This is a genomic window from Streptomyces sp. SAI-127 (genome assembly GCF_029894425.1).
In the GTDB taxonomy this organism is placed as follows: Bacteria; Actinomycetota; Actinomycetes; order Streptomycetales; family Streptomycetaceae; genus Streptomyces.
The window spans coordinates 2,304,490-2,316,309 of sequence record NZ_JARXYJ010000001.1 but is presented as its reverse complement, the minus strand read 5'-3'; the positions used below and the strand labels follow the sequence as shown (position 1 = coordinate 2,316,309).

12 protein-coding genes are annotated in these 11,820 nt (G+C 69.8%); 3 read left to right on the top strand and 9 right to left on the bottom strand.

The genetic code is table 11. From position 1 onward, the window contains the following. Positions 1-66: 66 nt before the first annotated feature. Both M2157_RS10890 and M2157_RS10885 read right to left on the bottom strand, forming a co-directional pair. Entirely contained in the window at positions 67-612 is a 546-nt protein-coding gene (locus M2157_RS10890) for a hypothetical protein (protein WP_280861608.1), read from the bottom strand. A 277-nt stretch (positions 613-889) separates the two neighbouring features. Beyond that, a complete protein-coding gene (locus tag M2157_RS10885) occupies positions 890-1,252 on the bottom strand; it encodes a metalloregulator ArsR/SmtB family transcription factor (RefSeq protein WP_057608409.1) in 363 nt (120 codons plus the stop codon). Between the two features lie 57 nt (positions 1,253-1,309). On the opposite strand from M2157_RS10885, the gene M2157_RS10880 reads away from it, so the two are divergent. The 3 genes from M2157_RS10880 to M2157_RS10870 are packed head-to-tail and all read left to right on the top strand — an operon-like array spanning position 1,310 to position 5,366. Beyond that, positions 1,310-3,343 carry a heavy metal translocating P-type ATPase gene (locus M2157_RS10880; protein WP_280865129.1) on the top strand — a complete coding sequence of 678 codons (2,034 nt, stop codon included), beginning with the start codon at positions 1,310-1,312 and terminating at the stop codon, positions 3,341-3,343. Positions 3,344-3,392: 49 nt separating this feature from the next. Beyond that, positions 3,393-4,874: an AlkA N-terminal domain-containing protein gene (locus M2157_RS10875; RefSeq protein WP_280865128.1), complete on the top strand. Its 1,482-nt coding sequence runs from the start codon at positions 3,393-3,395 to the stop codon at positions 4,872-4,874. A gap of 9 nt (positions 4,875-4,883) precedes the next feature. Next, positions 4,884-5,366, top strand: coding sequence for a methylated-DNA--[protein]-cysteine S-methyltransferase (locus tag M2157_RS10870; protein WP_280865127.1), 483 nt, complete (start codon positions 4,884-4,886; stop codon positions 5,364-5,366). 46 nt (positions 5,367-5,412) lie between these two features. Here M2157_RS10870 and M2157_RS10865 read toward each other — a convergent pair whose 3' ends face one another. From M2157_RS10865 to M2157_RS10835, 7 genes are all read right to left on the bottom strand, one after another. Then, the gene (locus M2157_RS10865) at positions 5,413-5,907 is read right to left on the bottom strand and encodes a GNAT family N-acetyltransferase (RefSeq protein WP_280865126.1); all 495 of its coding nucleotides are present in this window, start codon (positions 5,905-5,907) and stop codon (positions 5,413-5,415) included. A gap of 7 nt (positions 5,908-5,914) precedes the next feature. Continuing rightward, a complete protein-coding gene (locus M2157_RS10860) occupies positions 5,915-6,643 on the bottom strand; it encodes a Sir2 family NAD-dependent protein deacetylase (protein ID WP_280865125.1) in 729 nt (242 codons plus the stop codon). Positions 6,644-7,124: 481 nt separating this feature from the next. Then, complete coding sequence (locus tag M2157_RS10855; RefSeq protein ID WP_280865124.1) at positions 7,125-8,423, bottom strand: sugar transferase; 1,299 nt, start codon at positions 8,421-8,423, stop codon at positions 7,125-7,127. Next, positions 8,420-8,980 carry a sigma-70 family RNA polymerase sigma factor gene (locus M2157_RS10850; RefSeq protein ID WP_280861602.1) on the bottom strand — a complete coding sequence of 187 codons (561 nt, stop codon included), beginning with the start codon at positions 8,978-8,980 and terminating at the stop codon, positions 8,420-8,422. The genes M2157_RS10855 and M2157_RS10850 overlap by 4 nt, the downstream gene beginning before the upstream one ends. Before the next feature lie 691 nt (positions 8,981-9,671). Continuing rightward, positions 9,672-10,163: an NUDIX hydrolase gene (locus M2157_RS10845; RefSeq protein ID WP_280865123.1), complete on the bottom strand. Its 492-nt coding sequence runs from the start codon at positions 10,161-10,163 to the stop codon at positions 9,672-9,674. Between the two features lie 39 nt (positions 10,164-10,202). Continuing rightward, on the bottom strand, positions 10,203-11,282 hold the full coding sequence (locus M2157_RS10840; RefSeq protein ID WP_280865122.1) for an ADP-ribosylglycohydrolase family protein: 1,080 nt from the start codon (positions 11,280-11,282) through the stop codon (positions 10,203-10,205). Positions 11,283-11,363: 81 nt separating this feature from the next. After that, positions 11,364-11,741, bottom strand: a complete 378-nt coding sequence (locus M2157_RS10835) for a helix-turn-helix domain-containing protein (RefSeq protein WP_280861599.1) — start codon at positions 11,739-11,741, stop codon at positions 11,364-11,366. Between the last annotated feature and the right edge of the window lie 79 nt (positions 11,742-11,820).

Below are 11,820 nucleotides of genomic sequence, written 5' to 3'. Positions count from 1 at the left end.
GTCAATGATATGCGGAAAGTGTCGTAAATCGTGGGTTATTCGAACGCGAGGAGCACAAGGCGAACTCTAAGCGGGGTCGCTGACACCCAGGTCCGACCGCATCAAGAGCCGTAGTTCGTGCAGCAGTTCCCGGGTGCCGTCGATGAGGGCGCGCGCGGACTCGGCGGATTCGCCCTCCACGGCGGTGCCGTTCTCAAGTCTCTTAAGGACGCCGTACATCTGGTTGAGAGCCCCGTTGGCCTCGCGTGCGGTGGCCAGGACGGCATCGGAGGCAATCATCTGGGCCTCGGCGTAGCAGTTCCGGTAGTCGGCCCGGCGCTCTTCCACCTCGTCCATACCGGGAGTTGAACCCGGCGCCAGTTTCAGGGCGTGCACGTGGTTACGCATAGCTGTGAGGTATTGGCGGGACTGCATGTTCAGCGCGACGTAGGATGCCCGCCGGGTGTTGAGGGCTGCCTCGCGTGCACGATCCTCGTAATCGGCGCGACGTTGCCGCTCGGCGTGATCCAGTTCGCGCTCCTTGGTGTGGTCGGCGTGCTTCTGCGTCAACCAGGTGGCGGCGAGCGTCCCGCAGACACCTATCACAGCAATGAGTACGGCATCGACGGACAACTCCGGCCTGCTTCCCGTGTACTGGACCTAGGACGGTGCCATGCTAGAAGCCGCAGTGCCGCTCCGCTGCCGCGATGCCATCGATCCGGCGTGCCGGGGGAAGTCGTCGACGCGAGTTGCCATCCGCTGAGTCGAGTTGTCGGCGCCCGGCCGGCGCGACTGCGCCGAGCGCGGTCAGTTCGGCACCACGCTCGAGAAGGTGGACGTGGCAGTGAACGTCGCGAGTCGCCGACCGGCACCGGCCGCGTACAGCGGCCACATCAGGCGCCGATTCGGCTCACTCGGTGGCGTCACTGAGCCCGAGCCGCAGATGTTCGACGTGGTACACGGCCTGGTCGAGCAGCTCGGCGACATGGTGGTCGTGCAGCGCGTACACCACCGACCGGCCCCGGCGTTCGCCCACGACCAGGCCCAGATTGCGCAGCAGCCGCAGCTGGTGCGAGCACGCCGACTGCTCCATTCCCACCTCGGCGGCCAACTCCGTGGCCGGCAGCGGTCCTTCGCGCAGCCTCGCGAGGATCAGCAGCCGGGAGGGGGTGGACAGGGCCTGGAGGGTGGTGGCGACCTTGGCCACGTTGGCCGCGTCCAGACGTACGCGCTCGGCGGTTTCCTGCGCGGTGGTGACGGCTCCATGACCCATGGGCGGTATCTTACTCACGGCACATGAACAGATGAATGAGTCTTCATGTGTTCCTGTATGGTCGTTCGGGTGTCCACGACTCTCACCCCCACTCGTGTCCCCTCACCTGCCGGCCCGGCACCCCGCCGCCGCACCCGCGTCCTGGCCCTGCCCGAGGCCCGCTGGGCGCTGGCGTCGACCGTCGCCTTCCTGGTGGCCCTCGCCCTGGACCTCGGCGGCCTGCCGTGGTGGGCGTACGGCCCGCTGTACGCGGCCGCCTATGCCACCGGCGGCTGGGAACCGGCTCTCGAGGGACTCAGGGCGCTGCGCGACAGAACTCTGGATGTCGACCTGCTGATGATCGTCGCCGCGCTGGGCGGGGCCGCGATCGGACAGGTCCGGGACGGCGCCCTGCTGATCGTCATCTTCGCCACGTCCGGCGCGCTGGAGGCTCTGGCCACCGCCCGCACCGCCGACTCGGTACGCGGTCTGCTCGACCTCGCGCCCACGATGGCGACCCGGCTGACGGAGAACGGCGAGGAACCGGTCCCGACAAGTGAACTCGCCGTGGGCGACGTCCTGTTGATCCGGCCGGGCGAGCGCATCGGCGCGGACGGACGGGTCCTGGAAGGGGCGAGCGAGGCCGACCAGGCCACCATCACCGGCGAACCCCTCCCGGTCACCAAGGGCCCCGGCGACGAGGTCTTCGCCGGCACCCTCAACGGCACCGGCGTGCTGCGCGTCCGCGTCGAGCGCGACCCCGCCGACTCCGTGATCGCCCGCATCGTGACCCTGGTCGAGGAGGCCTCCCGGACCAAGGCGCCGACCCAGTTGTTCATCGAGAAGGTCGAGCAGCGGTACGCGCTGGGGATGGTGATCGCCACGCTCGCCGTGTTCGGCGTGCCACTGATCTTCGGCGCCGACCTCACCGACGCGCTGCTGCGCGCCATGACCTTCATGATCGTCGCCTCGCCGTGCGCGGTGGTCCTCGCGACCATGCCGCCCCTGCTGTCCGCCATCGCCAACGCCGGGCGGCACGGCGTCCTGGTCAAGTCGGCGGTCGCGATGGAGCGGCTGGGCGAGGTGGACGCCGTAGCCCTGGACAAGACGGGGACGCTGACGGAGGGGACGCCGGAGGTCTCGGCCGTACGGCCGCTGCCGGGCAGCGGCCTGACTCCGGACGCTCTTCTCGCGCTGGCCGCCGCGGCCGAGCACCCCAGCGAGCATCCGCTGGGGCGTGCGGTGGTGAGGGCGGCGCGGGAGCGGGGGCTGCGGATCGCGGACGCGCGGGACTTCGTCGCCGTGCCCGGGCGCGGGGTGACGGCGGTGGTCGGGGCGCGAGTGATCGGGGTCGGGCGCGCGGGTGACCCGGTGACCGAGAGCGTGGATCCCGATGCCGATGCCGAGACGACGGGGGTCGTCGACGGGCTGCGTGCCGACCCGCCTCGCGCGGACGTCCCCGGCACCGAGGACGGCGACACCGTCGTCCTGGTGACCGGCGACGGCGTCCCCCTCGGCACCCTCGCCCTCACGGACCGCCTGCGCCCCCAGGCCCCCGCGGCCACCGCCGCGCTCACCGCCTTGACCGGCACGGCTCCCGTCCTGCTCACCGGTGACAACGCCCGGGCCGCCGCGCGGGTCGCCGAGGCCACCGGCCTGGTGCGCGTCCGCGCGGACCTGCTGCCCGAGGGCAAGGTGGACGCCGTACGAGAGCTTCAGGACGCCGGACGCAAGGTGCTGTTCGTCGGGGACGGGGTCAACGACGCCCCCGCGCTCGCCGCCGCCCACTCCGGCATCGCGATGGGCCGTGCGGGCTCCGACCTCGCACTGGAGACGGCGGACGCGGTCGTCGTACGGGACGAGCTCGCGACCGTCCCCTCGGTCGTACGGCTGTCCCGGGCCGCCCGCCGGCTGGTCGTCCAGAACCTGGTGATCGCGGGGACCTTCATCACCGGACTCGTCCTGTGGGACCTCCTCGGCCATCTCCCGCTCCCGCTCGGCGTCGCGGGGCACGAGGGCTCCACGGTCCTCGTCGGACTCAACGGACTGCGGCTGCTGCGCGAGTCCGCGTGGCGATCGGGCCGGGCCCCGTTCCAGGGCACGCGAGGTTGATGTCGGATTCTCGCCAGCCGGGGCCCGGCCGGTGGCCGATGCTGGACGTATGCAGACGGGGATGTACGCCGAGACCGAGCGCTGTGTGCGCGCCGTGCAGTCCAAGGACGCACGGTTCGACGGATGGTTCTTCACGGCGGTCCTGACGACCCGCATCTACTGCCGGCCGAGCTGTCCGGTCGTACCGCCCAAGCCCCAGAACATGACCTTCTACCCGAGCGCCGCGGCCTGCCAGCAGGCGGGATTCCGGGCCTGCAAGCGGTGCCGGCCCGACACCAGTCCCGGCTCCCCGGAGTGGAACCGGCGCGCCGACCTCGTGGCCCGCGCGATGCGGCTGATCGCCGACGGCGTGGTCGACCGCGAGGGCGTGCCCGGCCTCGCCGCCCGGCTCGGCTACAGCGCCCGGCAGATCGAACGCCAGCTGCTCGCCGAACTCGGCGCGGGCCCGCTCGCCCTCGCCCGGGCCCAGCGCGCCCAGACGGCGAGGATCCTCATCGAGACGACCGCCCTCCCGATGGCGGACATCGCCTTCGCGGCCGGCTTCTCCGCGATCCGCACCTTCAACGACACCGTGCGCGAGGTCTTCGCGCTCTCGCCGAGCGACCTGCGCGCCCGCGCCGCGAAGAAGTCCACGCCGGACACCCCCGGCTTCCTGTCCCTGCGCCTGCCGTTCCGCGTCCCACTCAACCCCGACAACCTCTTCGGTCACCTGGCGGCCACCGCCGTCCCGGGGGTGGAGGAGTGGCGGGACGGCGCGTACCGCCGCACGCTGCGGCTGCCGTACGGACACGGCATCGTGGCCCTCACACCCCAGCCCGACCACATCGCCTGCCGGTTGATGCTGAGCGACCTGCGCGACCTGACCGTCGCCATCAGCCGCTGCCGCCGCATGCTCGACCTGGACGCCGATCCCGTCGCGATCGACGACCAGCTGCGCACGGACCCGCTCCTGGCGCCCCTGGTGGACAAGGCGCCCGGCCGACGCGTCCCGCGCACGGTCGACGAGGCGGAGTTCGCCGTCCGGGCCGTGCTGGGGCAGCAGGTCTCCACGGCGGCGGCCCGCACCCACGCGGCCCGCCTGGTCACGGCCCACGGCGAACCGGTCGACGACCCCGAGGGCGGCCTGACGCACCTCTTCCCGTCCCCCGAGGCCCTGGCCGCGGTGGACCCCGCCGCACTCGCGATGCCCCGCACCCGCCGCACGACCTTCACCACCCTGGTCGGTGAACTGGCCGACGGAACACTCCAGTTGGGCGTGGAGACCGACTGGACGGAGACCCGGACCCGCCTCCTCGGCCTGCCCGGCTTCGGCCCCTGGACGGTCGACGTCATCGCCATGCGCGCCCTCGGCGACCCGGACGCCTTCCTGCCCACCGACCTCGGAATCCGCCGCGCGGCCCAGGAGTTGGGCCTGCCCTCCACCCCGGCCGCGCTGACGGCCCGGGCAGCGGCCTGGCGTCCCTGGCGGGCCTACGCGGTCCAGTACCTGTGGGCGACCGACAGTCACCCGATCAACTTCCTGCCCGTATAAGGACGTCCAGTGAAACAGCACACCGTGATCGACAGCCCCTACGGCCCTCTGACCCTCGTCGCCGACGACGGCGTCCTGTGCGGCCTCTACATGACCGACCAACGCCACCGCCCACCGCAGGAGACCTTCGGCGAGCCGGACGACGGCTGGTCCAAGGAGGCCGAGGACCAGCTGATGGCCTACTTCGAGGGCGAGTTGAAGGAGTTCACCCTGGAAGTGCGCCTGCACGGAACGGCCTTCCAGCGCACGGTCTGGGAACAGCTCCGCCGGATCCCGCACGGCGAGACCCGCACCTACGGCGAACTCGCCGACGCCCTGGGCAACCCCAAGGCCTCCCGCGCGGTCGGCCTGGCCAACGGCAGGAACCCGATCGGCATCATCGTCCCCTGCCACCGCGTGGTCGGCGCGGACGGCAGCCTCACGGGCTACGGCGGCGGGCTTGAGCGCAAGCAGCGGTTGCTGGACTTCGAGCGGGGGGCGGCGCTGTTCTGACCGGTACCCGGTGATTCCCCGGGACCGGGGGTGCCGAGCGGCTTCCTCAGCCGCGCAGGTCCCGTCGGTACCGGATGCCGGCCTTGCCGCCGAGGTCGGCCGGGTCCGCCGGGCCGACCGCGGTGAAGCCCGCCTTGGCCAGCACCCTCTGGGACGCGGTGTTCTCGTAGCTGGTGGCCGCGCACAGGGTGTCCAGCCCGTACCGGGTCGCCGCGAGACGGCACAGCTCGCGGACGGTCGCCGTCGCCACCCCGCGGCCGGTGGCATGCTGCGCGACCCGGTATCCGAGGTCCGCGGTGCCGTCCTCGATGTCGACCAGGTTGAACCGGCCGAGTACCGACCCGTCCTCGTCGAGCAGCACGTGAAAGGCGCAGAGGCCGGTCTCCTGCTCGGCCAGCAAGGAGTCGAACCGCTCGGCGAACCCTTCGAAGAAGGCATCGCCGCGGTCGGAGACGGACGCGGCGAAGAAGGCGCGGTTGGCCAACTCGAAGGCCAGGACGGCCGTGGCGTGATCAGCGCGCAGCCGCAGGAGCTCGGGCACCGGGGCCTCAGCCCGCGCTCAGGCCGCGGAGCAGTTCGGGCAGCGCCGTGCCGATCGGTTCGCGGATCACCTCGTCGGCCTGGTCGTCATACGGTGTCGGATCCGCGTTCACGATGACGAGCCGGGCGCCGTGGTCGGCGGCGATGCCCGCGAGGCCCGCGGCCGGCTGAACCTGCAGGGTGGTGCCGACGGCGACGAAGATCTGGCAGGCCTTGGTGATGGCGACGGCCTCGCCCATGACGACGGGGTCGAGGCGCTCGCCGAACATCACGGTCGCCGACTTGAGGATGCCGCCGCAGGTCAGGCACGGCGGGTCCGCCTCGCCGGCCTCGACCCGGGCGAGCGCGTCCTCCATCGGACCGTGGGCGTGGCACTTCGTGCACACCACCTGCCGTGCGGTGCCGTGCAGTTCGAGGACCTTGCGGGCGGGCAGACCGGCGAGCTGGTGCAGCCCGTCCACGTTCTGCGTGATCACCCGCACCGGCACCCCGGACTTCTCCAGCTCGGCCACCGCCACATGTGCGGCGTTGGGCTCGGCCTTCAGCGTCCGGTTCGCGCGCCGCATCTGCCACGAACGGCGACGGATCTCCGGATCGCCCATGTAGTAGTCGTACGTCACGAGCTTCTCGGCCTCGGGGTCCTTGCGCCACAGCCCGTTCGGACCGCGGTAGTCGGGGATCCCGGAGTCGGTGGAGATTCCGGCGCCGCTGAGAAGGGCGACGAGGGGCTTGGTCATGGGCCGAGGGTAGGTCGGCCGCCTGGCGAGGGCCAGCGGTTAACCCGGGAGCCGGCGGTGACCCACTGCCCCGTACAACGAGTTCGCGAGTTCCGGCTCAGTGTCGGCGGGCGTTGCACATAACGACGGGCCCGCGTCACTCACTTGCAACAAACAAGAAATCACGGCCCGGGTCGGTCGAGGACCCGAGCCGCGATCTACACCCCTTGGAGAGGGATGTAATGGGAAAGCCCATCAACCGCCGGAAAGCGAACGGGAACTCTCCACGTTCGAAGGTTACCCCTGGATCGGTCGGAGCAACTTTCAGTTCGGTCACCGTCAGCGTGGCCAGTTCCTATGCTGCCACCGGGTCTGTCGTGATCACTTGTGTGGCCGGTGGCCTGGGACTCGCAGTGGTGATCATGCTTCTCAGGATATTCGCGGCTGTTCGTTAGGTCGTGGCAGCCGGCGCTCGGAATCATCGTGGCTCCGAGCGCCGGTGTCATTTCCATACTGTGAGGCAGAGCGGGTGCGGATGTGCCAGGCGATGCCCCTGGAGCGGATACGGCTTTTTGATGAAGGGCCGGGCATTCGATGTGGCCGTGTTCCCGTTATCCGCAGGGGCGCACGTGGTGAAGGAATTGGAGCTGAACAGCATCCGGGCCATGAGACGGCCGGTCGTCATCCCCGAAAGGCCGTCGTAGAAATCTCTGTTCGCCGTGACACGGTGCGGCACCACGATTTCGAGGTAATAGCGCAAGGCGTCCGAAACTTCCGGAAGACCCTCTCCGAGACCGAGAGGTTCGTTCCACAACGGTCCGACGATGCCTGGACGACACGCGAACACCCAGCGATACTTCTCGGGATAGGCCTCGGCCACGGCCGGATGCTCGGCCGGTGGCCCGAGCAGGGTGACATCTCCCCGGAGCAGGTTCCACAGGCGCGGCAATGCCTCCAGGCCCGTTTCCTGCAGAAGTTTTCCGACTCGGGTCTTGTTTCCCGCACTGTCCTGAGTTCTGAAGTCGTAGAGGTGAAAGAGGCGTCCGCCGGCTCCCACCCGCGGGCGTCGGACCAGCACGGGTCCCGCCGATGTCATGCGGATTCCCGCCGTGGCGGCCACGAGTATCAGGATCGACATCCACAGCAACGAGACAGAGACGATCACATCCAGGGCACGCCGGCCTCTGCGCATGGGCGCGGGACTGTCGGTTTCCGTCAGCGGCTCGGAGCGGCTCGCCATCAGTGCCTCGGGCTGGAGATCTTCCGATCGCCGTTCGCGCAGTCCCCGGATGTGGATGACCGCCAGCAGAACGGCAGGGCCCGACATGCCGAGGGCAACGCTGGGAAGCAAGGTGTCACACCACTGGGGCAGGTGTCCCTGCCCCAGTGGTGTGAGTGCCAGGCTGAGCAGTGTGATCAGCAGGCCTGTCGCGAGTCCGAACCACCAGTGCCTTCTGCGGGCCCGGACCGGCGGTGTCCTCGAGGCACGCCGCTCGGGCTTTCCTCCCTCGCGATCCGTCACCGCGGACAGGTTGAGGAACTCCTGAAGTGCCGTGCTCCCCGACCGGTGGTTCCGGAGCACGGCTCGACGAGCCGCCTCGACCTTGATCTCCAGGAGCTTCCGCTCCACCTCGGTGTCCGAGATCTCCGCTTCGATCTGCGCGTCCAGCGCGTCCCGGAAATCCTGGATCCGCTGTCCGGCACCGCTCCCTTCCAGGCCGGAGCCTGGAGTGCGCGCGCCGATCGATGTAAGGAGATCATGAATCGTCGCGGCGATGTTGTCATCGTCCCGGGTGCTCATCGTTCCTCCTTACTGCCGTGTCCGTCGACCGCAGCGTTGTTCTCCTGAAGAATTCGATCGAGATTGACTCTCGCCGATCGCAGATTGGATCGGACCGTTGCCGGGTTGTCGCCGATGAGGTCTGCTATTTCGGTGGGGCAGAATCCATCGATGTAATAGGCCATCACCTGGCGCTGCTTGTAGCCGAGTTTCCCCAGCAGGGCTAGAACGGACTGTTCTTCGTCCCTCGACGGCGATTCGGGGCAGGCCAGGTACTCGCTGACGCCCCAGCCTCCCCTGATCGCCCGGGTGGGGGCGTCCAGGTCCCGGACAGCGGAGCGAAGGAAGTACCGCTCCGCGGCCGTGCGGACCCACGCTCGCGGGTGTTCGATCTCGGTCCACTTTTCGAGTGCCTTGAGCATCGCGGTCTGCGCCGAGTCCTCCGCTTCCTCCTGTGAAGCGCCGATCCATCGAAGAAACCCGACCAGCTTCCGGTATTCCTGCCGGAAGAAGCTGTCGAAGTCGTCGCCACTCGGTTCCCGTCGACGCCCCACCGTGCATCCCTCCTCAATGGCCATGCACACCTGATGCAAAGGAGTGACATGACCAAGGGGCATCGTGCGATGCGAGTGAAGGGGTTTGACCGCAACTTCCGTAAATCGCGGATCAGTTCGGGTTCTGGTCCGGTGGTGATCGATTCGGGGGCGTCGTCGGAGCGCGGGCTGTTCGATGACGAACATGATCGTGGCGCACGGGAAATGCGAGCCTTCACGGTCGGACTCGAACAAGCGCCGGAATTCGCGATATCGCGGAAGGAGTCCGGGCCGCCGGGGCGACGAGGTATCCGCCATCAGCTCCACGGTGAACCTCATCGCGTGCCGACTCGGCGAACTGTCCATGGTCGGTCTCCTCCCCCCGTTCACTCCGTGCTCGGCTTCAGGCGGCTGTCGGGTGACACTGCCGCATGACACCGTCACCGGCCGCTGCCGGACGAGGCGGTCTTGCCGTTGCCTCCACACGTGAGTGGCATGGGGCGCGCCGAACGTGCAGTGGTGACCGGACCTTTTTTGAAATACACAGCGTCCGGTCTCGAACTCAGGGAGTGACGGCGGTGTGCAGACAGCGTCAGGTGGGGCGTGTCGGGGCAGAGTGATGGCGGCCGGACGCGGACGTGGACGCGGGACAAGAGCCCGTCCAGGGCTGCCCGGGCCGACGTCTCGCCGGACACCGGGCTCGCTACGGTACGAAGGCCCGAACCCGCCCCGGATGTCAGCCCACCCGGCGCCCGTTCTCCAGCTCCACCGTCCCCGACCCTTCCGCCAGTACGTCCAGCGCGGCCAGGACCCGGCGGCCGAGCCCGTCGGGCAGGTACTCGGTCAGCTCCTCGTGCGGCACGAGGCGCCACGACAGCAGCTCCTCCTCCTGGAGCCGGATCGCCTTGAGGTCGTCGTCGCCGAGGACACCGCCGTCGTAGAGGTAGGCGACCAGCGGCGGGCGGGCCGTTCCGTGCACCCAGTCGACCGCCAGCAGCCGCCCCAGCCCGCGGTCCAGGCCGATCTCCTCCAGGGTCTCGCGGCGCGCGCCCTGCCGTGGGGTCTCACCCTCGTCGGACTCGATCGTGCCGCCCGGAAGCGCCCAGCCCTCACGGTAGTTGGGCTCGACGAGCAGGACCCGGCCCGAGGCGTCACGGAAGAGAGCGGCGGCACCGGCGAGGATCCGGGGAAGACCGGCGATGTACGTGGCGAAGTCAGGGGTGGTCATCCTCGAAGGGTAACCAGCTCCGCGGCCGCCTTCGCCGGCTCAGCAGGTGGCCTCCGTCCCCGCCAACCGCACCGTACGCTCGGCCAGTTCGCTGATGTGCACCCCGTCGAAACCGAACACCGCGCTGCGCACCCGATTCTCCAGCGGCTCCTTCCACTGGTCCGGGATCGCGTCCGCGCCGGTGAGCACCCCGGCCACCGAACCGGCCGTGGCTCCGTTCGAGTCGGTGTCCAGACCGCCCCGGACGGTGAGCGTGATGGTGCGGGTGAAGTCGCCGTCGCCGTAGAGCAGTCCGGCGGTCAGGACGGCCGCGTTCGGGATGGTGTGGATCCAGCCGAGCCCGGCGGTCTCCTCCGAGACCGTCGTCAGGGTGTCCTCCCAGGTCATCCGGGTGTCGTGCAGGGACACCACCCGGCGTACCGTGCGCGCGAGGCGGCTGCTGGCGGGGATCACCGCGAGCGCCTGGTCCACGGCCTGCCGCACGGTGCCGACCGTGAACGCCGCCGAGATCAGCGCCGCCGCCCACATCGCCCCGTACACGCCGTTGCCGGTGTGCGAGAGCACCGCGTCCCGGCGGGCCAGGGCGGCGGCGCGGCGTGGGTCGCCGGGGCGGGTCCAGCCGTAGATGTCGGCACGGATGAGGGCGCCGATCCACTCCTGGCAGGGGTTGTCGTACGTCGCCGTCAGCGGCGGTTTCAGCCCGTTGGCGAGGTTGCGATAGGCGGCCCGCTCCGCGGTGAACGTCTGCAGATACGGCAGCCTCAGCAGCCACAGATCGCCCACCTGTTCGGTGCTGAAGCCGAAGCCGTGGGTCTCCAGGAGGTGGAGACCGAGGATGGCGTAGTCGACGTCGTCGTCACGGCAGCTGCCGTGGATGCGGCCGCGCACGCACTCGCGCCACTCGGGCCGCAGCTCGAAGCCGTCGCTCTCGCCGACGGGCTCGGGAAGGTAGTCGGTCAGCGGCAGGGCGGCGGCCCGCCGGAGATAGCGGTCGATCCGGTCCCGCGTCCACAGGTCGCCCTGCTCGACCGGCTTGCCGAGCATGTTGCCCGCGATCCGGCCGAGCCAGCCCCCGAGGATGCGGTCGGCGAGCTCTGGTTCGGTGCCCACAGGGGTCATAGCTCCGGTGTACCCGATTCCGGAGACCCGCACAGTCCCCCGCCGAGGTGGTGGTGTCGTCGCTCAGGGCGCGGGACCGGCTCATGCCCTGCCGGGGGAAGTCTCCGCCACCTCGACCTTTTCGAGGCCTTCGCGGCGCGTGCGTTCGGTCCCCCAGACGCCGAGCGGCCCGAGCGCCTGGTGGAGCGTGTGCCCGTCCTCGGTCAGGGAGTACTCCACCCGCGGTGGCACCTCGGCGTAGACCTCCCGGTGGACGAGTCCGTCCGCCTCCATCTCCCGCAGATGCTGGGTCAGCATCTTCTCGCTCACTCCGGGCAGACCGCGGCGGAGCTCGGCGAAGCGGCGTACCCGATGAGTGTCGAGTTCCCAGAGGATGAGCCCCTTCCACTTGCCGCTCACCACGTCCAGCGCGGCGTCGATGCCGCAGATGTACGGCCCGCGCCTCGGTCCCTTGGCCATCCCTGACCCTCCTTACTAAAAGGTAAGTACCGCAGAAAATAGTGGGTACTTCCGGGCTTCGGGGTGCTCTTCCAGGATG